14 protein-coding genes are annotated in these 25,770 nt (G+C 71.0%); 6 read left to right on the top strand and 8 right to left on the bottom strand.

Annotated elements, in window-relative coordinates; all coding sequences use genetic code 11:
* Positions 1-31 precede the first annotated feature (31 nt).
* From AC07OX_RS05755 to AC07OX_RS05735, 5 genes are all read left to right on the top strand, one after another.
* Positions 32-739, top strand: a complete 708-nt coding sequence (locus AC07OX_RS05755; protein WP_495260216.1) for an STN domain-containing protein — start codon at positions 32-34, stop codon at positions 737-739.
* Positions 740-742: 3 nt separating this feature from the next.
* Positions 743-1,270 (top strand): RNA polymerase sigma factor, encoded by a 528-nt coding sequence (locus tag AC07OX_RS05750; protein ID WP_062474055.1) that lies wholly within the window; start codon positions 743-745, stop codon positions 1,268-1,270.
* Positions 1,271-1,342: 72 nt separating this feature from the next.
* A complete protein-coding gene (locus AC07OX_RS05745) occupies positions 1,343-2,335 on the top strand; it encodes a FecR family protein (RefSeq protein ID WP_495260215.1) in 993 nt (330 codons plus the stop codon).
* Positions 2,336-2,739: 404 nt separating this feature from the next.
* A complete protein-coding gene (locus AC07OX_RS05740) occupies positions 2,740-14,418 on the top strand; it encodes a filamentous hemagglutinin family protein (protein ID WP_495260214.1) in 11,679 nt (3,892 codons plus the stop codon).
* Positions 14,405-15,085 carry an RNA polymerase sigma factor gene (locus AC07OX_RS05735; protein WP_495260213.1) on the top strand — a complete coding sequence of 227 codons (681 nt, stop codon included), beginning with the start codon at positions 14,405-14,407 and terminating at the stop codon, positions 15,083-15,085. The genes AC07OX_RS05740 and AC07OX_RS05735 overlap by 14 nt, the downstream gene beginning before the upstream one ends.
* A 4-nt stretch (positions 15,086-15,089) precedes the next feature.
* Here AC07OX_RS05735 and AC07OX_RS05730 read toward each other — a convergent pair whose 3' ends face one another.
* Positions 15,090-17,675: an FtsX-like permease family protein gene (locus tag AC07OX_RS05730; protein ID WP_495260212.1), complete on the bottom strand. Its 2,586-nt coding sequence runs from the start codon at positions 17,673-17,675 to the stop codon at positions 15,090-15,092.
* 73 nt (positions 17,676-17,748) lie between these two features.
* Here AC07OX_RS05730 and AC07OX_RS05725 point away from each other — a divergent pair, with 73 nt between their 5' ends.
* Positions 17,749-19,182 carry a serine hydrolase domain-containing protein gene (locus tag AC07OX_RS05725; RefSeq protein ID WP_495260211.1) on the top strand — a complete coding sequence of 478 codons (1,434 nt, stop codon included), beginning with the start codon at positions 17,749-17,751 and terminating at the stop codon, positions 19,180-19,182.
* A gap of 5 nt (positions 19,183-19,187) precedes the next feature.
* On the opposite strand, the gene AC07OX_RS05720 is transcribed toward AC07OX_RS05725, so the two are convergent.
* The 7 genes from AC07OX_RS05720 to AC07OX_RS05690 form a co-directional block, all read right to left on the bottom strand.
* Positions 19,188-20,420 carry an RNA polymerase sigma factor gene (locus AC07OX_RS05720; protein ID WP_495260210.1) on the bottom strand — a complete coding sequence of 411 codons (1,233 nt, stop codon included), beginning with the start codon at positions 20,418-20,420 and terminating at the stop codon, positions 19,188-19,190.
* Entirely contained in the window at positions 20,417-20,791 is a 375-nt protein-coding gene (locus tag AC07OX_RS05715; RefSeq protein ID WP_070063082.1) for a YciI family protein, read from the bottom strand. Before AC07OX_RS05715 ends, AC07OX_RS05720 begins: the two co-directional genes overlap by 4 nt.
* 149 nt (positions 20,792-20,940) lie before the next feature.
* Positions 20,941-22,302 (bottom strand): NAD(P)H-dependent oxidoreductase, encoded by a 1,362-nt coding sequence (locus AC07OX_RS05710; protein WP_495260209.1) that lies wholly within the window; start codon positions 22,300-22,302, stop codon positions 20,941-20,943.
* 5 nt (positions 22,303-22,307) lie between these two features.
* Positions 22,308-23,183 (bottom strand): phytanoyl-CoA dioxygenase family protein, encoded by an 876-nt coding sequence (locus tag AC07OX_RS05705; RefSeq protein WP_495260208.1) that lies wholly within the window; start codon positions 23,181-23,183, stop codon positions 22,308-22,310.
* Positions 23,180-23,884, bottom strand: a complete 705-nt coding sequence (locus AC07OX_RS05700; protein WP_495260207.1) for a GntR family transcriptional regulator — start codon at positions 23,882-23,884, stop codon at positions 23,180-23,182. Before AC07OX_RS05700 ends, AC07OX_RS05705 begins: the two co-directional genes overlap by 4 nt.
* A gap of 83 nt (positions 23,885-23,967) precedes the next feature.
* A complete protein-coding gene (locus tag AC07OX_RS05695) occupies positions 23,968-24,993 on the bottom strand; it encodes an LLM class oxidoreductase (RefSeq protein ID WP_495260206.1) in 1,026 nt (341 codons plus the stop codon).
* 34 nt (positions 24,994-25,027) lie between these two features.
* Positions 25,028-25,660, bottom strand: coding sequence for a glutathione S-transferase family protein (locus tag AC07OX_RS05690; protein WP_495260205.1), 633 nt, complete (start codon positions 25,658-25,660; stop codon positions 25,028-25,030).
* Between the last annotated feature and the right edge of the window lie 110 nt (positions 25,661-25,770).

Genomic DNA, 25,770 nt, shown 5'->3' with positions numbered 1-25,770 from the left:
GGGCTTGGGCCGGGGCAGGGACGACAGGCTCGTGCGGGCCTTTGTCTCCGGCCTGACGTGCACCGTGGTGTGCGTCTGCATTGCCTGGGGATCGACAGCGAAGGCCGTGGCCGCGGGCATCGACGTGCAGTCGGCAGATGCCGCCACCCGCGCGTCGTCCGAATCGCAGATGCTCGACTTCGACCTGCCGGCGCAGCCCTTGGCGGCTGCCCTGGCGCAGTACGCCGCGGTGTCGGGCCGATCGGTGATGTTCATCGACGAGTGGGTGGCGGGGCGAACGTCCGCCCCGGTGCGCGGGCGCCATACGCCGCATGCCGCCTTGCGGGCCTTGCTGGCCGGCACGGGTTTCACCGCGGATGACGTGGACACGCAGCTTTCCGGTGCCTTCATCCTGAAGCGCGTCGCAGCGGTGCCCGGGGTGGCGTCGACCGCCGGTTCGCCACGCGGGTACGACGCCCTGGTCCAGGCCCGTGTCTGGGACGCGCTGTGCGCCGATCTGCGTACGGCCCCCGGCCACTACCGCGCGATCCTGCAACTGCAGGTGACCGCGTCGGGCCGCATCGGCCAGGCCCGCCTGGTGTCGTCTTCGGGAGACCCTGCGCGGGACGCCGCCATGCTCGCGGCATTGGCCCCTTTGAAGATGGACCATCCCCCGCCGGTGGACCTGGCGCTGCCGCTCACGCTGGCCATCCTCCCGCACGACGTGTTGCCCGGGCCCCGCTGTGCCACGGTGCACTGACGCATGACGGAGAACGTCATCCCGCTGCTGCGCAGCTTCCTGGTGCAACGCTACGAGCAGCTCAGGCAACGCCTGGCCGTGCGGCTGGGCAATCGCGAACTGGCGGAAGACGCCCTGCACGAAACCTGGCTGAAGCTGGAGCGCAGCCAGCCCATGGCGGGCCCCATTGCCACGCCCCAGGCGTACCTGCTGCGCATGGCGGTCAACCTGGCCATCGACGTCCGGCGCGCACAGAGCCAAGTCTTGCTGTCGGACGACATCGACATGTTGATGAATGAGCTGCCGGACCCGGCGCCCGGTCCTGCCGAGGTCGCCGAAGCCCGTTCGCAGCTGGAGGCGCTGGACGGCCTGCTGTCGCGCCTGCCGCCGCGCCGCCGCGAAATCCTGCTGCTGGTTCGCCTGGAGGGCTGGTCCCAGCGGGACGTGGCCACGCGGCTTGGCATTCCTGTGCGGACCGTCGAGTACGAACTGAAGGCCGCGCAGGATCTTCTGTTCTCGCGGCTGGAACCGCGCCCTGGCAGGTCTTCATGACGGCACGAAGAAATAGTTTGCGGATTGCGGCGTCGGCAACCGTCTATCAAGTACGGGGCTCCTGAAACCGACATGACGACGCACCCTTCACCACCGACGCTTCCCGAGACGCTGCGCGAAGACGCGCGCGCGTGGGTGCGCAAGCTGCATTCGGGCGCCGCCACGCAGTGGGAGGCGCAGGCGTTCCGCCGCTGGCGCGACGCGAGTCCCTTGCATCAGGCGGCGTTCATCGAGGCCCGGCAGCAGTGGCGCGTGCTTCAACCCGCGCTGAACCGGCTGGTGCGCACCGACGCCGAAGCGGCGAGCCTTCATCGCGAGACCCTGCGCAGGCCCGCGGCGAGCCGCCGGGCCTTCCTGGGCGTGGCCGGCGCAGCCGCCGCGGCCGGTGTCGCGGGGGTGGCGGTCTATTCGCCCTTGGGGTTGTGGCCCGCGGCCAATGAATGGCGTGCGGACTGGCGCACGGCCGCCGGCGAGCAGCGTGCGATCGCGTGGTCCGACCAGATCGACGTGACCTTGAACACCCGCACCAGCATCCGCCGGGTGGCCTCGGACGACCAGGCCGAGGGGCTGGAATTGCTGAACGGCGAAGCGGCGATCGAGATGCTGCCCAGTGCACACACCTTCAGCGTCGTGGCCGGCGCCGGCCGCAGCATTGGCGAATCGGCGCGCTTCGAGATCAGCCGCCTGGAAGGGCGGGTGTGCGTGACTTGCCTGGCGGGGCGCGTGCGCATCGAGCACCCGGCCGGCGACCGTGTGCTGCTGGCACGCCAGCAAGCGGTCTACCGCGATCACTCGATCAGCGGCATCGCCGCCGCAGACCCCGAGGTGGCTTCTGCCTGGCGGCGCGGTGAGCTCGTGTTCAAGCAGGCGCCCTTGTCGGCGGTGCTGGACGAGATCAATCGCTACCGCCCCGGGCGTGTGGTCCTGATGGTGGATGCGCTGCGGGGGAAAACGGTCTCCGCGACCTTCAAGCTCGACCGCCTCGATCTGGCCTTGCTCCAGATGCAGCGTTCCTTCGGTTTGAACGCCCGGTCGCTCCCCGCCGGCGTGCTGGTCCTGAGCTAGAGGTGGACCTCGGGGTTGGGTGGTGACCCTGTCTCGATGTCGCGGCTTCCCATGGTGGTCGTGCGCAGCCACTGTGAAGCTTTCGTGACTTTGCCGAGGTGCAGCGCGCCCTTGCCGTTGATCTGCAAGGACTTTCCGGACCGAGGCCGCAGCGACACGCGCGCGCCCGCAACGAACCCAAAAATATTCTTCTGGAATTCGACGTTTCCGTCCCGTCAAGAAACTGACGGCTCCTGTCGCGTTGGCTTTCGATCGCCATCGCAGGGGCTTCTTGAATGGGGCGTGCCTGCGCGACGCGCGCAGCCCCTTCGGCACAGGCTTTACTTCGGCGGGAACGAGAAATGACCATCAGTGGGTGCAAGGAAAAGAATCGACCGGCGCGCGCGGCGCAGCAGGTTTTCAGGATGGCTCCTCTCGCGCGGGCCATCGCGGTGGCGCTGGCTGCCGGCGGGGTCCTCGGCAGCGCGCACGCGCAGCGGGCGTTCAGCCCGGCGTGGTTCGCCGACAAGGGCGCGGCGCAGGCGGGCGCGATCGCCACGGGCAAGCTGCCGAACGGCGCGCCGGCGTCCAGCCTGATCCACCCGACGCAGCCGTCGTCGGCGGCGAGCCAGCAGCTGCAGACGTCCATCACCAACCTGAACCTGGCCGCGCGCGCGATCGCCGCGCAGCAGGCACAGCAGACGCAGAAGCGGGCCGAGGCGCTGGCCAGCGGCGAGTCCGCGCCGGACGGCCTGGCCGAAGGCGGCCTGAAGGTCGACACGAATTCGCTGACCGCCGGCTGGCTCAACGCCAGGGACCCCGTTCAGGCCGCGGCGAACGGCAGGACCACGGTCACCATCGAGCAGACCGCCGACAGGGCCATCCTGAACTGGGAGACCTTCAACGTCGGCAAGCACACGACGGTGAAGTTCGACCAGCGTGCCGGCACCCACGCCAAGACCGGCGCCAACGAGTGGATCGCGCTCAACCGCATCAACGACCCCAGTGGCCGGCCCAGCCAGATCGCCGGCCGCATCGAGGCCGAGGGCAGTGTCTACCTCATCAATCGCAACGGCATCCTGTTCACCGGCAGCAGCCAGGTCAACGTGCGCAACCTGGTCGCCTCCAGCTTGAAGCTCAGTGACGAACAGTTCAAGGCCGGTCTCAACACGCGCCTGGGCGCGAAATCGGGTGACCCCGGTTACTGGAGCGGCCTCGAAGTGGGCGTCGGGATTCCCACCTTCGGCGAGAACTCCAAGCAGATGCCGGCCGATTCGAACGTGCAGTTCGCCGACATGGGCCCGGCCTTCGATCCGGGCAAGCCGCCGGGCGACGTCAAGGTGCTGGCCGGTGCGCAGATCACGGGCCAGGGGGGTCACGTGCTGATGTTCGCACCCAAGGTCAGCAACGCGGGCAGCATCCGCACGCCGAGTGGCCAGACGCTGCTGGGCGCCGGCGAAAACGTGTGGCTGGAAGCCAAGGAAATCAGCCCCACCGTGCGCGGCTTCGATGCCGTCACCTCGTCGGTGCGGCCCTGGCTCTTTCCGGCCAAGTTCCTGATCAACCCGCAGACAGCGCCCGCTTTCCAGTCCTATCTCATCGGGCGCATCGTGTCCGACATCCTGCCGCTGATGGAGCAGCGCGCGGCCCAGGTCGGCTACAGCGTGCACAACACCGGCATCGTCCAGGCCGATCACGGCGACATCACGATGGTGTCACGCGAGATCCACCAGGGCGGCATCCTGCAAGCCAGCACCGCGCTGAACAACCGCACGGGCTCCATCCGCCTGCGCGCCTGGGGCCAGGGCGTGCACAACATCGACATCAACCTGGCGGCCGACGTCCCGCGCCTGACGGCCTGGTCGGGCGGCACGCTGACCCTGGGGCCGGACAGCATCACCCAGGTCGTCAACGACTGGCAGGACACCACGCGGATCGAAAGCGGCTCGCTGGCCAACCGCTACCAGCCCGGGCGCATCGAGCTCTACGGCAAGACGATCGACGTGCAGACCCGAGCCCAGGTCACCGCCGCTGCGGGCCACATCGACATCCAGGCCCAGGCCAACCCTGCGGCCCTGCAGCGCAACACCCAGGTGGGCGACGGCAGCCGCATCCTCATCGGTGAACACGCCACCGTCAGCACCGCGGGACTGATGCAGATGCCGGTGGACATGGCCAGCAACTTCGTCGAGGCCGAACTGCGCATCAACGAACTGCGCGACTCCCACCTGCAGGCGAACACCTGGCTGTACGGCCGGAAGGTCATCGTGGATCGACGCAGGTCGGGTGCCTTCAAGGGGCTGATGGCGGGCGTCGAATGGGTCACCGACGAGTCCGGCAAGGCGCTCAAGGGCGTCTGGGTCGGCACCCCGCTGGCGGACGTGACGGGCTGGGTCGGCAACGGCCTGGTGGGCTTGTCGGAGCTGGCGGCGCGAGGTGGCGACATCACCATCCAGTCCAACGGCTCGGTGATCACGCGGCCGGGCTCCATCCTGGATGTGTCGGGCGGCTCGGTGCGCTACAGCGACGGCTGGAACACGGAAACCCTGCTGCGCGGCGCGGACGGGCGCACCTACACGATGTCGTCTGCGCCGGCGGACATGACCTACACGGGCATCGCGGGCCAGTACCTGCACGCGCATGCGCGCTGGGGCGTCACGCAGACCTATGTCAATCCGATGCTGTCGGGGCGGCGCTGGGAGCCGGGCTACGAGGAAGGCCGCAATGCCGGTTCGATCGACATCCGTGCCGGCAGCGCCTTCATCCTGGAGGGCGAGTTCAGGGGCTCGGTGCAGCCCGGCGACCGGGTGCAGGAAGCGGCCGAGCTGCCTCGGGCCGGCCGCCTCACGGTGGGTTCCAACCGGGCGCAAGAGGGCATGTGGACCCTGGGCCAGGTCGTCATCAGCGACAAGCCCGCGTTGCTGCCGGCGGGTTTCAGCATCGACAGCCCGCTGGGCAAGGACGCCTTCCTCACCGAGCCGGAAGGGCAATCCCCCGGCGCCGGCGCGGGTGTGGGCCGCACCACCTGGCTGTCCGCCGCGGGGCTGAGCCATTCGGGCCTGGGCGCCATCGAGTTGAACCTCAACACCGGCTTCGTGCTGGAAGACAGCGCGGTGGTGACCCTGCAGCCGGGGGCGCGCTTCACGGCCGCGGTCTACGACGGCCAGGGCATCCCCGGCAACTTCGACATCCAGGGCAAGCTCATCGCCCCGGGCGGCTCCATTGCGCTGAGCGCCGGCGGCAAGGCGGACAGCGTGCTGCGCCTGGGGGCGAACAGCCTGCTGAGCGTCGCGGGCCAGTGGGTCAACGACACCGGCAGCGGCGTCACGTTGGGCCGCGCCATCCACGGCGGCTCGATTGCACTGGGGACCCCGATGAAAGAGGGCCTGGGCACGGTGTACGGCAATGTGGAGGTGGCCGCCGGCGCGACGCTGGACGTGTCCGGCGGCGGCTGGCTGTCCGGTGTCACGGCGGGCGGCAAGGCCGGCAAGGTGAAGGCGGGCAACGGCGGGGCCATCAGCCTCACGGCGTTCGACAACACGGCGCTCGAGACGCTGGACCTGCGCGGCTGGGCGGGGGGCGATGCGTCCCGGCTCACCCTCACGGCGATCGGCGACGTGCAGGTGGGCGGCGCCGCGCCGGCGGCCGACGCCACGGGCGGGAAGGCATCGGGCGCAGCCAAACCGCTGCACCTGCCGCAGACCCTGTACGCCGAGCGCGGCTTCGGCACGATCGGCATCCGTTCGCTCGGCGGGGACGTCGTGGTCGCGGAAGGCGCACAGGTGCACCTCCAGCCCACGAGCTGGGACATGCCCGCCGCGGTATCGACGCTGCGCACGCTGCCCAGCGGCAGCGCCTTGGGCGAGGTGCTGGCCCCCAAGGCACTGGACGAGTTGAGCGGACAGCGCCGCGCCGCGCGCGCGCCCGGTGGCCTGTCGCTGGCGACCGGCGCGACCGGTGGCGGCATCCGCATCGACGCGAACGCCAGCATCCAGACAGAACCCGGCGGCGCGATCTCGCTGGACGCGGACGGGTCCGGGCAGGCTTCCGTGCGGGTGGCGGGCCGCCTCCAGGCGCCGGCCGGGACGCTGAACATCCGCGCCAAGAACACCCTGACGCTGGCCGACGGGGCCGAGCTGCTGCTGCCCGGCGTGGCGCAGATCTTCCACGACCCGGCCATGCGCCTGCCCCAGGGCAAGGTGCTGCCGGGCGGCACGGTCACACTGAGCGCCGGCACGCTGGACGCGCAGGCCGGTGCGCTGATCGACGTGTCGGGCGCGCGGGGCACGGTGGCGTATTGGGACCGCGGCACGGGCGCGCTCGGCGCCTTGCGGCGCGTGGAACAGGAACTGGGCAGCGACGGCGGCGCGGTCGTGATGGAGGCCGCCGCCGGCGGCGCCATGAATGCCAGGCTGCGCGCGCACGGCGGCAATGCCCAGGCAGCGGGCGGGTCCTTGTCCATCACGGACACCAGCGCGGCCGGGCGTTCGTCCGGGGACCTGGTGGCGCCGGACATCGGCTCCTTCCTCTACTACAAGAGCCCCACCGGCACGTACACGTTCAACGGCGAAAAGTACGCGCGGATCATCGGCACCAGCGGCAACCTCGACGTGCGCGACGAGTACGCCGGCGACGTCAAGATGAGCAGCGCCATGCGCACCGCGATCAACACCACGCTGCCGACGTCGGTGTCCAGCAGCAAGGGGCTCGTCCTCGACGCGGGCGCGGCGCTTGCCGCGGGACCGGGCGCCGACAGGGCGCCGTGGGAGCACGACGCGAGCATCGACAAGCGGGTGGTCGAACTGCTCAACAAGTACTTCTGGAGCGGTACCGGAACGGCGCTGAGCCACAAGATCCAGATCGGCAACATCGCCACCTCGGACGGCACCCTGCACGTGTCGGCGAAGGCGCTGCAGGACACGGGCCTCTCGGCGGTCGATCTGCGTTCCACGCAAGTGGGCGTGCAGCTGGCCGGCGGCGTCGACCTGAGCGTTGCCGGTCGCTTGGGCATCACCGCCCCGGTCATCCAGAGCGACGGGCTGGGCGGCGTGGTGCGCTTGCATGCCCACCATCTGCAACTGAACCCCTTAACGGGCGCGGTCGGGGCGGTCGGCGCCACGGCCCGCAATGCGGGCGATCTGATCCTGTCGGCCACCCAGGCCATCGACATTGCAGGCAGGGGTGCGAAGGGCGAGTCCGCGTCGCCCGTCGACGTCAAGCTGCGCGGCTTCGAACGCACGGTGCTGGACACCGGCGACCTGCGCTTCGTGGCGAGCGCCTACAGCGAAGGCGGCACCGACTACGACGACCCCCAGCTGCGGGCCACGCTGGACGTGGGTGGCGCGCTGGAGATCAAGGCCGCGCAGGTCTACCCGGCCACGGCCGTCACGGCGCGAATCAACTCGGACCACTCCATCACCGTGCGCGGCAACGGGAGCGCCGCGGCGCCTCTGTCGGCCGGCGGCAGCCTGACGCTGAACGCGCCCGTCATCGAGCAGGACGGCGTGCTGCGCGCGCCCTTCGGGCAGATCGCGCTGAATGCCGGCGAGCGCCTGACGCTGGGCACGAACAGCCTGACCTCGGTGTCTGGTGCGGGCCTGGACGTGCTCTACGGCAGCCTGCGCAACGCCGAATACTGGCTGGACCCGGCCAACCCGCAGGGCCGCAATCGTGTCAATGCCGGCGATGCCTCGTCCCTGGACGAAAACCGCTACCTGTCGTCCCTGCCGGAAAAGCGCGTGCTCCTGCAAGCACCCGATGTGGCCATGGCCGCGGGCGCGGTGGTGGACATCGCGGGCGGGGGCGACCTGCATGCGTGGGAGCACGTGCCCGGCTCGGGCGGCTCGCACGACGTGCTGACGCTGCCCGGCATGTACGCCGTGCTGCCGGGCTACCAGGGCCTGTCGCCCGTGGCGGGCGGTGCGGCGGGCCAGAAGGTCTGGCTGGCCGGCGGCGGCCTGGGCGCCGGCTGGTACACGCTCCTGCCGGCACGCTATGCGCTGCTGCCCGGCGCCTTCGCGGTGCAGAGCACGGGCCAGGCCTTGCCGGCGTGGGCCGCGTCCCGTGGCGAGGTGGTCAGCCTGCGCGACGGCTCGACGATCGTGGCCGGACGGGAACAGAACACGATCAGCGGCGCGCGCGATGCCACGGCCTCGGGCTGGCGCGTGCTGCCCGCCAGCCTGGTGCGCAAGGTCAGCGAATACAACGAAGCGCGGGGCAACGCCTTCTTCTCGTCGGATGCGTTCAAGCTGACGCAATACCGCCTCACGGGGCAGGACGTCGTGACCCCGCGCCTGGCCCGCGATGGCGGCGCCGTGGTGTTCAAGGCCGACCGCGCCCTGACGCTGGACGGCGAGCTGCGCGCGCAACCCGATGCGGGCGGTCGCGGCAGCCTGGTGGACATTGCCGCCGCCAAGATCGCCATCGTCGGCGCGGGACAGGACAGCAGCGACCTGCGCGCCGACGGCTACCTGGTCGTGGATGCCGGCAGCCTGACGCGCTTCGGCGCGGGCAGCCTGCTGGTGGGCGGCACGCGCACGGGCAATGTGCGGGGCCTGCAGGTGGACGTGGCCGCCAGCGACGTGGTGCTGCGCAACACGTCAGGCACCGCGTTGAGCGGCCCGGAAGTGATCCTGGCCGCGGCGAATGCGGTGTCGATCGAGTCGGGCAGCGTGCTGCGCGCGGACGGCCGGGCCTCGGGCGACGAGGCGAACCTGGTGCTCAAGCCGCAGGTGGCGGCCGTGTGGAGCGACAACAACACGCCGAACGACACCAGCGACGACCACATCGTCACACCCTCCAAAGACTGGGGTGCGCTGGTGCGCGTGAGCAGCGGCCAGGCCGTGCGGGCGCTGCGCGAGAACGTGGACACCACCGTCGGCGGCCAGGTGCGCATCGGCGCCGGCGCGCTGCTGCAGGGCGGCGAGGCGCTGCTGCTCGACGCCACCAACAACACCGAGATGGCCGCGGGCGCGCAGCTGTCGGGCAAGGCCTTGTCGGTGGCCGCGAGCCGCATCGGCATCGGCGGCGGCAGCGGCGGCCTGGTGCTGGACACCGACGCCCTGGCGCAGCTGTCGCGCGCGCAGTCATTGACGCTGCACAGCTACGGCAGCCTGGACTTCTATCGCTCGCTCGACATGCGCGGCCTGGCGCAGGTGGTGTTCGACGCCGCAGCCCTGCGGGGGCATGGCGCCGATGCCGTGCAGGTGCAGGCCTCCCACCTGACGCTGCAGAACACGGGCGCGTCGCTGAGCAGTGCGGGCACGGGCGGTGGTCGTCTGGAACTTTCGGCCGGCGAGCTGGTGCTCGGCGCGGGCGACAAGACGATGTCCGGCTTCGACCAGGTGCTGCTGTCGGCCAGCCGGCGCATCGCCGGCGAAGGCACAGGGAGCCTGGACGCCGGTACAGCGGCGCTGACGCTGCGCACGCCGGTGCTGCAAGGGGTGTCCGGCGCCGACCAGGCCGTGCGAACGCAGGGCCAACTGGTGTTGCAGCAAGACGCGCAACTGGATGCGCAAGAGATGGCAGCACTGGGCCGCGCCAGCCTGGGCGCGCGCCTCAACCTGTCGGGCCAGGGCGTGACCGTGGCGCTGCCGGTGCTCGCGCTGGGCGGCAGCATTGCGGTCGATGCCGGCACGGGCAACCTGACGCTGGCAGAGTCGGGCCGCCTGCACGCGGGCGGCCTGGAAAAAGTCTTCTTCGACGCGGCCCAGTACGTGGATGCCGGCCAGATCAGCCTGGCGACGCGAGGCGGCCTGATCGACCTGGCCCCGGGCAGCCTGCTGGACCTGTCGGCCCATCCGCGCGGTGGCGATGCCGGCCGCCTGACGGTGGATGCATCGGCCGGTGGACGGGTCCACTTCGGTGGCACTGTGCAAGCGCAGGCCGGTGCTGGCGGCAACGGTGGCAACTTTGCGCTGGCCATCGATCGGCTGGACGATTTCGGCGCGCTGGCGCGAACGCTCAACGATGCGGGCTTCAGCCGCTCGCGCCAGTTCCGCGTCCGCCAGGGCGACCTCACGATCGCGGGCACCACGCGCGTGGCCGACTTCGAAGTCATCACCGACCGCGGCGTGATCTCTGTCGACGGCACGGCACGCGTCGAGGCCAACGCGGCCTACGGCGGCAGCATCCGCCTTGTCGGCGGGGCGGGGCTGACGATGCAGCCTGGCGCGGTGCTGGCGGCCCATGCCACCGACGCCATCGATGGCCTGGGCAGCAGCCGCATCGACCTGGAAGCGGTCGACGGCCAACTGCACCTGGCCGGCGGCACGCTGGACCTGAGCGGCGGCGAAGGCGGCAAGCTGCGATTGCGGGCGCAGCGCACCGCAGGCAACGACGGCCTGAACGTCACGGCGCTGAACGCTGCCGTGCTGGGCGCGCGCTCCGCGGTGCTCGAAGGCGTGCGCCGCCATGCGAGCACGGATGGCACGGTGGAATCCGTGGCCCCGCAGGCGATCGCCGAGGCCAATGCCTTTGCAGGCCACACCGGCATCCTGGCAAGGCTGGGCGGCAACGCCGCCGCCTACACCTTGGCGGCGGGCATCGAGATCACCAGCCCCGGTGACCTGACGCTCGGCCGCGACTGGAACCTGTTCGACAGCTTCGGTGCGGCGCACCGCGAAGGCACGCTCACGCTGCGCGCCGGCGGCAACCTGAACATCGACGGCCATCTGAGCGACGGCTTCGACGTGGCGGGCCGCGACAACGGCGCGGGCCGGGCGGCGCGGCTGCAGCAGGCGGCCTCGTGGAACCTGCGCCTGGTGGCGGGCGCGGACCTGGGGTCGGTCGATGCACTGGCCACGCGGCCATCGGGCGCGCTTGCAGCCGACACCGGCACGATCCGCGTGGGCACTGCCGGCACCGAGTCGGGCGCCGGCAAGCTGGTGCGCACCGGCAGCGGCGACCTGACGGTACGCGCCGGGCGCGACCTCGTGCTGGCGCACAAGGAGTCCGCGCTGTACACCGCAGGCCGGGCCGAGGCCGATCCCACCTTGGGCGGCGGCTTCGACACCGCCAGCGTCGATGCCCAGTACGGCACCGCAGGTGGCCACGTGGATGTCGCGGTCCAGGGCAGCGTGCGTGCGCCCACCGCGCAGGGCGCGCGTTCGGACCAGATCCTGACCGAATGGCTGTTCCGCCAGGGCCGCTATGGCGGAGATCTCAGCAGTCCCACCGGCTACTACGACGCGTACAACATGGGCGAGAGCTGGGCGCCGGTCATGTCCGCCCGGGGCCAGCAACCGAGCTGGTGGGTGAACCACGCCAGCTTCCAGCAGGGCCTGGGCGCGCTGGGCGGCGGCAACGTGAAGCTGTCGGCGGGCGGCGACCTGGTGAACCTGGTGGTGGCCTTGCCCAGCACCATGCGCGTGACGGGCGGGCGTTCCGCTGGCGATGCCGCGGCCTCCGTCGTGACGCGCAATGGCGGGCAGCTGCAGGTGAGCGCAGGCGGCGCCTTGAAGGCCGGCCAGTACTACGTGGGCCGCGGCGCCGGCGAGATCGACGCAGGCACGAGCGCCGCCGGCTATGTCATGACCGGCATCTCGAGCAGCTGGCCCAACACCGCCTATTCCTACGACATCGCGCCCGTGCTGGCGCTGTCGGACGCCACGCTCAAGCTGCAGACGCTGGGCGACCTGGTCCTGCAGACCGTGATCGACCCGATGCAGATACGCCGTGCCTACGTCGACCAGGCCGACCGGGACACCAGCGGCGCGTCCAGCCATGCGATGTTCATGAGCAGTCAGACAGAGCGCAGCGCCGTCAGCCTGGTGTCCACCGGCGGCAACGTGCGCCTGGTCAACCAGTCGGAATTCGTGGCAGGAAACGACACGGAGAACACCACCAGGCTGGTGAGCGGCATGACGGACACCAAGCTCCAGACGGACATGGTGGGCCTGTACCCGGCCAAGGTCAGCGTGTCGGCCCTGAGCGGCAACATCGACGTCGCGGGCCTGCTGGCGATGGCGCCGGCGAACAGCAGCGACCTGTCTTTGCTGGCCGCGAAAGACCTGCGCTTCCTGCGCGGCAGCAGCCTGCAGAACACGGGTGCCATCGTCATGACCCAGACCACGCTGGACAAGTGGCCGTCGATATTCCGGCCGTGGATGGGTTTCACGATCACGCTGGGCGGGGCATCGGCGTTCGGTGCGCCGCTGAAGTCGGTCTATGGCGGCTTCTCGGTGACGAACACGTTCCTGACCAACAGCCTCAATGGCATGGAGCTGTTCGACAACCCCGATGTGCTGCCGATGCAGGTGCATGACTTCACGCCCAGCCGCTTGTACGCGGCGACCGGTTCCATCAGCGACCTGAATCTGATCGCGTCGGAATCGGTGCACGTGCAGGCCGGCACCGACATCCGCAACTTCGAGCTCAGCGCGCGCAACCTGCGCCCCACCGACACCACCATGCTGGCGGCGGGCAACGACATCCTGGCTGTCGCCAACAGGCTCCTGTCGCACCGATATGCGCGATACAGCGGCGACGCGGCGGCCTACTACTACGACAGGGGCAGCCGCACCGCGCTGCAAGGGCCGGGATCCCTGCTGCTGCTGGCCGGGCGCGACATCCAGGGCAACAACCTGTCGCTGTACACCAATGCCAATCGCTATTGGGACTACGTGTCGGCAACGCCGCTCGGCGAAGAATCGAACGTCATCAAGGCCCTGCCCGCCGAGGGCGCCGGCATCACCCTGATGGCCGGCATGAACAAGGCCGCCAGCTACGACGCCTTCGAGCGGGCCTACCTGAACCCGGCCAACGTGGCCGCCATGCCGGACTATCTGAAGACCACCCTGGCCGACGGCACCGTGGCGCCGCTGTACCTGAGCGACGGGGTGGAAAACCGCGGCGACCTGGCCAAGTTGGCGCGCCGGGGCCTGGTGTCCTTCGTGGAAGGCATGCTCGGTGCCGACAAGGTCGCCAGCCTCACCGGCACTGCGGACGGCAAGCTGAGCCCGCAGCAGGCGTGGGAGCAATACCGGCAACTGCCGCCCCTGGTGCGCGAGCAGTTCCTGCGCCAGGTCTTTGTCTATGAACTGCGCGAAGGAGGGCGCGACCAGAACGGGGGCGATGGGCAGAACGGCCCGATCAACGGCGGCTACCGCCGCGGCTCCGCGGCCATCGACACGCTGTTCCGCGGTGCGACGGCCGAAGGCCAGCCCGTTCGCTACGCCGCGGACCTGCCGGACAACTGGCGCAGCAGCTGGTCCGGCGTGGGCAGCATCGCCGCGACCCGGATGGCGGCGCGCACCCACCAGGGCGGCGACATCAACGTCTTCACCCCCGGCGGCGGCCTGCAGGTGGCGGGGCTGGGCGCGGTGGTGCCGGACGGATACGGCCTGGTGACGCTGGCCTCGCCGGGGCAGGTCAATGTGTTCACCGACCGGGACATCATCGTGAACCGCTCGCGCATCCTGTCCTTCGTCTCGCAGGCCGAACCGCTGGGCAGCGACCAGGTGTTGTGGTCCAGCCAGGGCGACATCGACGCCGGCCGCGGCGCCAAGACCGTGCGCATCCCGCAGGCGCCGGAAGTCACGTCGGACGCCGACGGCAACATCACCGTGGAGGAAAAGCGCGACATGAGCGGCGCCGGCATCGGCACCGTGGGCGAAGGCGACGTGGACCTGGTCGCGCCCCGGGGCACCATCGATGCGGGCGATGCCGGCATCCGGGTCGCCAGCAACCTCAACATTGCCGCGCTGCAGGTGCGCAACGCCGACAACATCCAGGTCAAGGGCGAAACGACCGGGCTGCCGGTGGTGGCCGCGGTGAACATCGGGGCACTGACCACCGCCAGCGCGGCGGCGTCGGCGGCGGCCATGGCGGCGCAGGAGTCCATGCGACAGGAGCGGGCCGCGGCACGGCAGAACCTGCCCTCGGTCTTCACGGTGCGGGTGCTGGGCTTCGGCAACGAAAGCCTGCCGTCGGGCGGTGCGGGTGCATCGTCGCCGCCACGCCCCGGTGCGCAGGCGGGCGCTTCGCCTCGGTACGACCCTGCCAACCCCGTGCAGGTCTTTGGGCACGGCAACCAGTTCGACGCGTCGGTGATGTCGCTGCTGACCGACGCCGAGAAGAGCAGGTTGCGTCATGCCGGCAAGTAAGACGATGTCCGCGGCTGAGTTCGATCCCGGTCCTTGTTTTCAAGGGCCATTCATGGGTCACGGCGAGCCCGCCGGCGTGGCGCTGCGGGCGTTCCTGACGGCGAACTACACGTACCTGCATCGCCGGTTGGCCCGCGATCTCGGCTGCTCCGACCAGGCCAGCGAGTGCTTGCACGACGCCTGGCTGCGCCTAGGCGAGATGACGGCATCGGAGCCCGTGCGCAGCCCCGGGGCCTATGTCTATCGAACGGCGCGCAACCTGGCGATGGATCGCCTGCGCAGCGATCGGTCCTGGCAGTACGTGGGCGAATGGGATACGGCCCTCGATCTCCTGGCCGATCACGCGCCCGGCCCCGATGCCATCGCCGAGGCGCGTTCGGCCGTGGAGGCCGTCGAGCAGGCGATGCAGCGGCTTTCGCACCGGCATCGCTCGGTGCTCGTGGCACTGCAGATCGAGGAGATGACCCGCCAGGACGTGGCAGACCGGCATTGCATCTCCTTGCGCCGGGTGGACACGGCGCTTCGCCAGGCCCTGGACTACTGCGCGCATGCGTCCGGTCACACCGTGCGGGCGGAGGGCGCGTCGCCCCGACGCGGTCTTTCGCGGCGATGGCAGGAGAAAGTCGTCGCCCCGATGCGCGCCAGCGCGCCGCGCGCGCAGAAGTGAGGCGCTACCAGTCCTCTTTCACCGCCAGCACCACGTCGCGCCCCGCCGCGGCGCGCCCGGCCATCCACGCCGTGAACGTGCCGGCCGCCACCACGGCCGCGCACAGCGCCAGCAGCCGCACCCACGGCACCAGCAGGTCCATGCTCCAGTGGAAGCTCTGCGGGTTCACCACCTTCACCAGCACCACCGACACGGCCAGCCCGAGCAGCAGCCCGGCCACCGCGCCGATGGCGGTCCAGGCCGCGCCTTCGCCGGCCACCACGGCCAGCACCTGCCGCCGCGTGAAGCCCAGGTGCGCGAGCAGCCCGAACTCCTTGCGCCGCGCCAGCACCTGCGCGCTGAAGCTGGCCGCGATGCCGAACAGGCCGATGGCGATGGCCACGGCCTGCAGCCAGTAGGTGACGGCAAAGCTGCGGTCGAAGATGCGCAGCGAGGTCGCGCGGATCTGGCCGACCGAGGCGAGCTCCACCGCGCCGTCGCGTGAGGTGCGCGCGGCGAGGGCGCGAACGGCTGCCTGCACTTCTGCTTCGGACGCACCGGGCGCGAGCCACAGCGCGACGTCGCTCACGTCGTGCTCGCCGGTGATGCGCTCGAAGTCGCGCGCGTCCATCGCGATCGCGCCGAACTGCCGCGCGTAGTCGCGCCACACGCCGGCCACGAAGAACACCTGCGGCGTGGCCGTGCGCATCGCATCGGCCAGCGGCGCGAACACGCTGCCCGGCTTCGCGCCGTACAGCTCGACCATCGGCTCGCTCACGTAGATGCCGGTCTGCCCGGGCGGCACCGGCAGCGCTTCGCCCACCAGCGGCAGGCCGCGCACCACGCCGCCTTCGAGGCTGCGCGCGATCAGCGTCACGGCGGGCTGCGCGGGGTCGAGCTGCAGCGACTGCGTGCGTAGCGTGCCGGTGCGCGCCACGCCGGGCAGCTGCGCCAGCGCCTGCACGAAGGCCGGCGCGAAGGTCGCGGTGTCGGTGCTGCTCGTGCCGCCGCTGTTGCCGCTGCCGCGCCCGCCCGAGGTGGCGCGCACGTACAGGTCGGCCGGCAGCACCACGTCGAGCCAGTGCGTGACCGACTCGCGAAAGCTCGCGACCATCACCGTCAGCGCCACCGCCAGGCTCAGGCTCGCGACCACGCCGCTCACCGCCACGGCCGCCGTGCCGCGCATGCGCCGCGCGCGCTCGACGGCAAGCATCGGCAGCACGCGCCGAGCAAACGCGGGCGCCACGCGGTCGTACAGCAGCGCGATGAGCCAGGGCAGGGCGGTGATGCCGCCCACCAGCAGGCAGGCCACCGACAGGTACGCCGCCACCGGAATGCCGCCGATGGCCGGCAGGTTGGCCAGCGCCGCGCCCGCGCCGATGAGCCCGAGCGCGAGCCAGTGGTGGCGACCCTGCGCGGGTGCCGCGCCCAGGCCCTTGAGCGTCTGCGCCTCGGGCAGCGCCTGCGCGGCGCGCGCGGGCCACCAGCCGCCCACCAGCGCGGCGACCACACCGAGCCCGCCGTACAGCAGCGCGGCGCCGCTGCTCCAGTGCAGCCGGGGCGCCACGCCTTCGAAGTAGCCGCCGCCCAGGTCGCCGCCCAGTACGCGCAACGCGAAGGCCGCGAGCGCGGTGCCGAGCGCCAGGCCGGCGGCGCTGCCGATCAGTCCGAGCACCAGCGACTCGGCCAGCACCAGCCGCAGCCGTCCGCGCGGCGTGAGGCCCAGCACGCCGAGCAGCGCGAACTGCTGCGCGCGCTTGGCCACGCTGAGCGCGAGCACCGAGAACACCAGGAACGCGCCCGTGAACAGCGCCACCAGCGCCAGCACCGTGAGGTTGACGCGGTAGGCGCGCGACAGGTTGCTCACGCGCTCGGCCGCATCACCCGGCTCGGCGAACTTCAGGCCCGCGGGCCAGTCGGGCAACTTCTCGAGCGTGGCCACGAAGGCCGCGCGGTCGGTGCCCGGCGCCAGCCGCAGGTCGATGCGGCTCAACTGCCCGAGCGGGCCGAACAGCTCCTGCGCGACCGCGATGTCCATCACCGCCAGCGCCGCGCCGCCGGCCGTCACATGGCCAGAGACTGCGAGGCGCTGCCACGCGGCGCCGCTGCGCAGCTGCAGGCTTTCACCGGTCGCGGGCTGCAGCGGCAGCTGCAACGCCTGGCGCGCCGCCGCGTTGAGGAACACATGGCCGGGCGCGAACAGCGCGAAGCGGTCGGCTCCCGCCGCCGACTGAGGCATCAGCGCGGGCGCGATGGTGGGCAGCGCGAGCGCATCGACGCCGATCACGCGCAGCGGCACCTGGCGCCCGTCGTGGCCCAGGGCCAGGGCCTGGAACTCGAGCACCGGACTCGCCAGCGCCACCTCGGGCCGGCGCGCGAGCCGGCCGAACACGGCCTCGTCGAAGCTGCCCTGCGCGGCGCGCACCTCGAGGTCGGGCTGGCCGTTCACCGAGCGCACCGCACTGGAGAACTCGTCGAGCGCCGAGGCGTTGATGAGCTGCACCGAGAACGCCAGCGCCACGCCCAGCATCACGGCCAGCACGGCCGCCGCGTTGCGCCAAGGGTGGTGGCGCAGTTCCTGCCAGGAGAAAGTCGAAAGCAATGCACGCATGGGGTCATTGTGGCCGCCGTGGCAGGATGGCGTCTGTTCGACGATGACGACTTCACGCCCGAGGATTCCGACGATGCGGCTTCTGCCCTCCGCCTGGTGCCGCCGCTGGCTGGCGCCCTGGCTTCTCGTGCCCTGGCTGGCGGGCGCGGCGAGCGCACAACTCGCACCGCTGGCCGCACCCTCCGCACCGCTCTCGCTCGCCAGCGACCCCGCCGTGCTGGCCCGCACCGCGCTCGGCGCCGAGCGCGGCACGCTGGTGGTCGGCGTGCTGCGCGGCGACAAGGCCGCCTACGGCATCGCCCACAATCCCGAGCCGCTGGTGGCGCGCGCCATTGCGCCGGCCAGCGCGGAGCAGCCGATGTTCGAGATCGGCTCGGTCACCAAGGTCTTCACCGGCCTGCTGCTGGCGCAGGCCGTGGAGCGCGGCGACGTGGCGCTCGACGACAGCGTGGGCAAGCTGCTCGCCGGCCATGCCGAGGGCGTGCCGCCCGCCGTGGCCGCGATCACGCTGCGGCAGCTCGTCACCCACACCGGCTGCCTGCCTGTGATGGCCGACGGCGTCACCGGTGGCGCCGCACTGGCCGAGCAGTTCCGCAGCTTCGACCTGCCGATGTTCTGGGCCGCGCTCGCGCGCATCCACCTCACGGCCGCCGCGCCGCCGTGCGAGGCGCGCTACAGCAACTTCGGCATGGCGCTGCTCGGGCAGTTGCTGGCGCTGCGCTACGGCACCTCGTGGGGCGAGCTGGTGCGTGCGCGCATCACCGAGCCGCTGGGCATGAACGACACCGTGATCCCGCTCGGCGACAAGGCCTCGCGCATGGCGCCGCCTTTCGCGGGCGACCAGCGCCAGCGCCGCTTCGACATGCATGCCTACGCGCCCGCCAGCGCCTTGCGCTCGACCGCCGCCGACATGCTGGCCTTCAGCCGCGCCATCCTCGCGGGCGCCCACGGCCCGCTGGGCCCGGCCGCCGCGCGCCCGCTCACGCCGCTCGCGCGCTACGAGGGCGCCGAGATCGGCTACGCCGTGATGGTGCGCGGCCCCGAGACCGGCCGGCGCACCTACTACCACGCAGGCGTCACCGAGGGCTACCGCACGCTCTGGCTGCTGGCGCCCGACACCGGCGAGGCGCTCATCGTGCTGGCCAGCAACCAGCGCGCGCCGCTGCAGCCCGTGATGCTCGCCATCGGCAAGAGCCGCTACCCGGTGCCGACGACCGAAGTGCCCATCGATCCGAAGCGCCTGCCCGACTACGCGGGCGAGTTCCGCGTCGGTAAGGCGCAGGTGCTGGGCTTCACTGTGCGCGACGGGCGGTTGCTGGCGCGTGAATCGGGCAAGGGCTACAACGGGCTCACGCCCACCGGGCCGGATCGTTTTGCGGTGACGGCCATCGGTGCGCAGTTCGTGTTTCGGCGTGGGGAGGGCGGTGAGGTGAATGGCGTCACGCTGACGCAGGGTGGCAGTCGGCTCGAAGGGCGGCGGGCCGGCGTTGCTGTGCCGCAGGACTGAGCGCCTCAGGCCCGTTCCGACATCGCGTGCAGGTACGCCCGCACAGCGCCATTGCTGCTCAACCCGATCGCCCGGTCGTACGCCTGCCGCGCCGCCACGCGCGCACCGCCGGCCGCGAGCAGGTGCGCGCGTGCCGCCCAGAACGGCTGGTAGCTCGCCACCTCGTCCGACGGAATCGCATCGAGCGCGCGCAGCCCGGTCTCGGGCCCGCGCGCATTCGCCAGCGCACACGCCAGGCTCACCTGCGCGCCGATGCTCGGCCGCAGCGCGAGCAGGCCTTCGTACAGTGACACCAGCACCTCGGGCGGCACCGGTGCGCCCGCGCGGCGCTCGCAGTGGGCCGACTGGATCGCGGCCTCGAGCTGGTAGGGACCGAGCGACTGCATGGCCGACGCGATGCGCAGGTGGTGCTCGGCCTCGGCCAGCAGCGCGTGGTCCCAGCGCGTGATGTCCTGCTGGTCGAGCGGCACGTAGGCGCCGGCCTCGGTGCGGCGCGCGGCGGTGTGCGCCTCGCAGAACAGCATCAGCGCCAGCAGGCCCAGCGGCTCGGGCTCGGCAGGCAGCAGGCGGCACAGGATGCGGCCCAGGTCGATGGCCTCGGTCGTCAGGCCGCGCGGCAGGGCGTCGGCGCCGTCGACGTCGTCCCAGCCGGTGCCGTAGGCGGCGTAGATGCCGTCGAGCACGTCGCGCAGCCGGTGCGGCAGGTCGCGCGCCTGCGGGTACTCGAAAGGAATGCCGGCGGCGCGGATGCGGGCCTTGGCGCGCACCAGCCGCTGGCCCAGCGCGGAGGGCGAGGTGAGGAAGGCGCCGGCCATGCGCGCCGCGTCGAGCCCGAGCACGGTCTGCAGCATGAGCGGCGCGCGCGCGGCGGCGTCGATGGCCGGGTGTGCGCAGACGAACAGCAGGCGCAGGCGCTCGTCGGGCACGGTGGCGGCATCGGGGTCGGCCTCGTCCATCTCGCCGGCGAGCAGCAGCAGCGTTTGCGTGGCGTCGTCCTGCACGCGGCTGTGGCGCCAGGCGTCGAGCTTGCGGTGCCGCGCGACGCTCAGCAGCCAGGCGTCGGGCTGCACCGGCACGCCGTCGGCGGGCCAGCGCTCGAGCGCGCGGGCGAAGGCGTCGGCCAGCGCGTCTTCGGAGGCCGCGATGTCGTGCGTGCGGGCGGACAGGATGGCCAGCAGCCGCCCGTACGACTCGCGTGCCGCGCGTTCGGCGGCGTGATGTGCCGCCGGGGTGGTCACGTCTGGCTCGCGCCCGCCGCTGCGGTGGCGGTGAAGACCGGCCGCACTTCGACACCGCCGCTGGCGGCGCAGGGCGCACGCGCGGCCCATTCGAGCGCCGCGTCGAGGTCGGGCACGTCGACCACGAAGTAGCCGCCGAGCTGTTCCTTGGTGTCGGCGAAGGGACCGTCCTGCACCTGGCGCTTGTCGCCGCGCACGCGCAGCGTGGTGCCGGTCATGGGCGGCAGCAGGCCGTGGCCGCCGAGCGCGACGCCCGACTGGCGCACCGCGTCGGCGTACGCGACCCAGCTGGCGCGGTAGGCCTGTGACGAGGCGTCGTTGCGTTGTTCGAATTCGGCCGCGGGTTGGTAGAACATCAACATGTACTGCATGGTGTTTCTCCGTGAGGAAAAGCTTGCCGAGCAAGAGCGCTCACCACAATGACGGCCCGCAACCGGTCATTTCGACACCGGACCGGTGCCGAGCAGAAGATTCTTGATCTGTTCGCTCTTTGGCGCAACGTGGGCGCCAGGCCCCGCGCTCAGGCCGCGCGGGCGCGCACCGCGGGCGTGAACAGCGCTTCCATTTCCTGGCGCAGCCGGTAGGCGGCGGTGGTGGTGTCCATCGCCACGTCGGCCCAGCTCAGGCTCTGGCCCTTCTTCACGGGGCGCACGAGCTTGACGTTGTGCGCCAGCCCCAACGGCAGGCCGCCCAGGCGCAGCGAGCGCTCGGCCGGCAGCAGCTTGCCCCAGACGGTGTAGCCGCCTTCGCCGTCGAGCATCTCGCCCGCCGCGAGGTCGCGCTTGGCGGTGGCGACCACGTCGGCATTCCAGCCGGTGGCCACGCCCGTGGGCTCGCCGCGCAGCGCGACGCTGGCGACCGACATGCCCACCTCGAGCCCGATCAGGTGCCAGCGCTTGTACAGCGTGAAGTAGCGCCCGCTCGGGTCGGTGTGGGCGTTGTATTCCTCGAAGCAGTTCTTGATGTAGTCGGTCTCGGCCTCGACCGTGACCCACACGCCCATGCGGATGTCGTACGGGATCTTGCGGCCGTCGGCCTCGAGCGACGAGATCACCTCGACCATGCCCTTGCGCTCCAGCACGCCGCCTTCGCTGCGCGGACGCGTGACGAAGGGAATGTCTTCCACGCTCGCGGGCGGATAAAGCAGGCCGTCGGAGGGCACGCCCAGGCCGGTGGCGTTGGCCACGGCCGAGCTTTCGATCGACGGCTTGGAGCCGTCGAGAAAGCTGTTGAACATCTTCGGATTGAGCCCGCCGCGTTTCGCCTGCTCGGGCGTGAGCCCGTAGTTGCCCCACACGGTCTCGGGCGTCGATTCGGTGAAGTGCGGCAGCCACTTGTGGCCGCGCCCGGCCGCCACCACCGGAAAGCCGCAGGTGCGGGCCCAGTCGACCAGGTCGCAGATCAGCGCGGGCTGGTCGCCGAAGGCCAGCGAATACACCACGCCGGCCTGCTGCGCCTTGTGCGCGAGCAGCGGGCCGCAGAAGGCGTCGGCCTCCACCGTCACGTTGACCACGTGCTTGCCGTGCGCAAAGGCATCCAGGCAGTGGTCGACCGCGGCGACCGGGTTGCCTGTGCACTCGACCACGATGTCGATGCTGGGCTCGCGCGTCACGGCCTGCCAGTCGTCGGTGATCCAGGTGGCGCCGGTCTTCAGCGCCTCCTGCACCGAGCCGGCGTTGCTGCGCTCGGCCTGCCAGCCCACGCGCTCCAGGTTGACGCGCGCGGCGGCGGGCGAGAGGTCGGCAATGGCGACCAGCTGCACGCCGGGCGTGCGCGGAATCTGCGCCAGGTACATGGCGCCGAACTTGCCGGCGCCGATCAGGCCGATGCGGATGGGGCGGCCTTCGGCGGCGCGTTGTTGCAGGCGGGTGTGCAGGCTCATGGCGGTCAGGCTTCCACGGTTTCGATCAGGTCGGGCGAGGTGCGCAGCGCGCTTTCGGGCAGGCCGTCTTTCCACGGCACCTCGACGGGGTAGGGCGTCAGCAGGCAGTCGTCGGGCAGCATCTCGATCGGCGTGAAGTCGCGGTGCGCGATGTACTCGGGCCTTTTGTGGCGGCGGATGTGGTTGCTGACCGCGCACAGGCTCAGGTACACCGCCACGCGGTTGAAGGGCGAGAGGTTGCTGCCCGAGGCATGCACGAGGCAGCTGTGGAACAGGATCATCGAACCGGCCGGCCCCTTGGGCGAGACGATGCCGCCTTGTTTGCCGCCGGCGCGATCGACCAGCTGGCGGATCAGGTCGTTGTCGACCGTCCACAGCGGGTAGCTGGTGGTCGTGAGGTCATGCTTCGCATCGACCACGCCCTTGCGGTGGCTGCCCGGAATGAACATCAGCGGGCCGTTGTGCTCGGTCACTTCGTCCAGAAAGATGGCCACGTTCATCGCGCGCTCGGTGGGCATCAGGTCGTCGTTGAGCCAGGTGCCGTAGTCCTGGTGCCATTGCCACACGTCGCCTTCGAAGGCCATCTTGCCGTTGATCTTGAACTGGTGCATGTAGACCGCTTCGTCGAACAGGTCCATCACCGGCCCGACCATGCGCGGGTGCCGCGCCAGCCGCGCGAAGGGCTCGCTGATGAGGTGCGCCGCGAAGTTCGTGCGCACGGCGTCGGAGCCCTTCTCGCGCACGTTGAAGGCCGCGCGCTTGCTGTACAGGTCGGGCACCGCCTCGGTCAGCACCTTGGTCTCTTCGGGTGAGAAGTGGCCGGGGAAGAACAGGTAGCCCTCGCGCTCGAACTGCGCGCGTTGCTCGGGGGGCAGCTTCATGCCTTGTCTCCTTTTTTCGTGGGGGATGCGGATGCCGTGCGTGCCAGCTGCTGCGCGAGCCGCTCGGCCAGCGCGTCGCTGGCGCGCGAGACGTGCTCGTCGCTCAGGCGCGCGGCGCGTTCGACGTCGCCGGCGGCAATGGCGTCGGCAATGGCTTCGTGTTCGTCCCACAGTGACTCGCGCTGCGGCTCGGCCTGCAGCACCGCGCCCATCGCGCGGCGCAGGTGGCGCCAGTGCGGGTCGGCGCTCTGGCCGATCAGCGGGTTGCCCGAGGCGGCGTAGATGGCCTGGTGAAAGGCCACGTCGGCATCGATCATGGCTTCGACGTTGCGCCCGCGCGCCGCGCGCCGGCCGCGCTCGATGAGCTTCGGGTCGATGCGAAAGCGCTGCTGCGCCGCCAGCCGCGCGGCCAGCACGTCGAGCGCGCCGCGCACCTGGTAGACCTTGCGCATCGCCTCGGCCTCCAGCGGCGCCACCAGCACGCCGCGCCCGGGCGCGTCCTGCACGAAGCCGTCCTTCTTGAGCAGCCGCAGCGCCTGCAGCACCGGCTGGCGCGACACCGCGAGCCGCGCCGCGATGTCCTCCTGCGTGAGCCGCTCGCCCGGCGCGAGCGCGCCGCTGCTGATGGCGCCGAGCAGGGCGCGGTAGACCTGATCGACGAGGTCGGGAGCGACTTCGATGCTGAGCAACTGGGCGGGCATGGTGGGCCTTTTCTGAACTCTGTATACAGAGTACGGACTTCGGACCGGGGGTGCACTGGGGGTTTCACCCACGCGGCGGCGCGTTACCAGGGCGCTCGCAGCGGCGCGACGCTCTCGTGGGAAGGAAAGTGCGGCAGCACTTCTTCGGCCAGTTCCTGGAGGACTTCTCTCGCAGGTCGGCGCGAGAACTGCACGCCGAGCGCGGCATGGTTGACGCCGGCGTCGCGCCATTCCGTCAGCAGGGCGATCAGACCCTTGCGGCCCGTCTTGAGCACGTAGCCGTCGTTCATCGGGGTGCGCGGATGGTCGGGGTCGTCGCTCAGGTCGATCCACTCGTTGGTCATGTGCGGGCGGAAGCCGCCGCCGGGAATCAGCGCGCGCCAGGCGCGGATCTTCTCGGCCAGTTGGCGCGGCCCCATGACGTTCTGCGTCGAGCCCGGGTAGGTGAGCCAGCCGTCGGCGTGCGTGCCGATCCACTCGAGCGACTGCTGCGACGAGCCGGTCACCATCAGCGGGATCGCGCCGCTCGCGGGCCGGGGCAGCAGCGTTGCATCGGTGAGCCGCCCCAGTGGCGACGCGATGGGGCCGGCGCCGGGCTGCACCAGTTGCCGGAAGTAGGCGACCGACTGCGCGAAGCGCGCGCCGCGCGTGCCGTGCTCCAGGCCGTAGGCGGGAAACTCGACGGGGCGGTCGCCCGACGCCACGCCCAGCACCAGCCGCCCGCCCGAGAGCTGGTCGATGGTGACCGCCGCCTTGGCGAGGTCGATCGGATGGCGCAGCGAAAAGATCGCGCTGCCGATGGCCAGCGACACGCGCTGCGTGCGCGCGGCCAGGAAGGCCAGGTAGGTGAACGGATCGAACACCTGGCCCGCGTCGCCGAAGCGCGGATCGAACAGCGGCACGTCGCGCGCCCAGATCGCCGCAAAGCCCTGGCGGTCGATGTCGGCCAGCAGCGCCGACTGGCCTTCGAGCACGGCCATGTCGCCCTCGAAGAAGCGCAGCGGCAGGAAGATGCCCAGCGTGAGCGCGTCGGGCGCGAACATGCGGCGGTAGCCGGGGTGGGTGGCGAAGGCGTGGGCGGAGGCGCCGGTGGGCAGAGAAGCTTGCATGTCGGAGGTTGGAAGAGGAAGGGAGAGCGCGGCGTCAGGCGTCCGTCGCGGGTTCGGGCAATGCGATGCCGCGTTGCACCGCCGGCCGCGCGGCCACGCGTTCGTGCCAGGCGGTCAGGTGGCGGTGGCGGCTGAAGTCGAACGCGACGATCCGCGCGATGTGCGTCCAACCGAAGGTCGCGATGTCGGCCACGGAGTACGAATCGCCCGCCAGCCAGTGGTGGCTTGCGAGGTGACCGTCCAGCGTCGAGAACGCGGCCTCGGTGAGCTCGCGATAACGGTCGATGGCCTCGGGGTTGCGTTGTGCGGCAAACCGTTCGAAGTGCACGCGCTGCCCCAGCAGCGGCCCCATGCTCGACGCATGGAACATCAGCCACGTGATCGCCTGCCAGCGCGCGGCAGGTTCCGTCGGCAACAGGCGCCCGGCCTTGTCGGCCAGGTACAGCAGGATGGCCGCCGACTCGAACAGCGTGAGGCCGGCCGCATGGTCCACCAGCACCGGAATGCGGCCATGCGGGTTGAGCGCGAGGAACGCGGGGAGGCGGTGCTCGCCACGGTCGATGCGCACGTGGTGCAGCGTGTAGGGGAGCGCGAGTTCCTCCAGCGCGATGGTGATCTTGAAGCCGTTGGGCGAGCTGTCGGTGTAGAGCGAGAGGTTTTGCGTCATGAAAGATAGAAAATCTGATTTCCTTGGACATCGATGGATCGATGCTAGGGAGAGAGAATCCGATCGACAAACGATGATTCGTCGATCAAGAAATCAGTTTTTCTAATGAC

The organism is Variovorax sp. GW821-FHT09D07, assembly GCF_059416345.1.
This window is presented reverse-complemented; position numbering and strand designations above follow the sequence as displayed.

Excerpts from the sequence above, each read along its gene's own strand:
- AC07OX_RS05750 (WP_062474055.1), top strand. The coding sequence starts at position 743 with ATGACGGAGAACGTCATCCCGCTGCTGCGCAGCTTCCTGGTGCAACGC.
- AC07OX_RS05745 (WP_495260215.1), top strand. The coding sequence starts at position 1,343 with ATGACGACGCACCCTTCACCACCGACGCTTCCCGAGACGCTGCGCGAA.
- AC07OX_RS05740 (WP_495260214.1), top strand. The coding sequence starts at position 2,740 with ATGGCTCCTCTCGCGCGGGCCATCGCGGTGGCGCTGGCTGCCGGCGGG.
- AC07OX_RS05735 (WP_495260213.1), top strand. The coding sequence starts at position 14,405 with ATGCCGGCAAGTAAGACGATGTCCGCGGCTGAGTTCGATCCCGGTCCT.
- AC07OX_RS05730 (WP_495260212.1), bottom strand. The coding sequence starts at position 17,675 with ATGCGTGCATTGCTTTCGACTTTCTCCTGGCAGGAACTGCGCCACCAC.
- AC07OX_RS05725 (WP_495260211.1), top strand. The coding sequence starts at position 17,749 with ATGCGGCTTCTGCCCTCCGCCTGGTGCCGCCGCTGGCTGGCGCCCTGG.
- AC07OX_RS05715 (WP_070063082.1), bottom strand. The coding sequence starts at position 20,791 with ATGCAGTACATGTTGATGTTCTACCAACCCGCGGCCGAATTCGAACAA.
- AC07OX_RS05710 (WP_495260209.1), bottom strand. The coding sequence starts at position 22,302 with ATGAGCCTGCACACCCGCCTGCAACAACGCGCCGCCGAAGGCCGCCCC.
- AC07OX_RS05705 (WP_495260208.1), bottom strand. The coding sequence starts at position 23,183 with ATGAAGCTGCCCCCCGAGCAACGCGCGCAGTTCGAGCGCGAGGGCTAC.
- AC07OX_RS05700 (WP_495260207.1), bottom strand. The coding sequence starts at position 23,884 with ATGCCCGCCCAGTTGCTCAGCATCGAAGTCGCTCCCGACCTCGTCGAT.
- AC07OX_RS05695 (WP_495260206.1), bottom strand. The coding sequence starts at position 24,993 with ATGCAAGCTTCTCTGCCCACCGGCGCCTCCGCCCACGCCTTCGCCACC.
- AC07OX_RS05690 (WP_495260205.1), bottom strand. The coding sequence starts at position 25,660 with ATGACGCAAAACCTCTCGCTCTACACCGACAGCTCGCCCAACGGCTTC.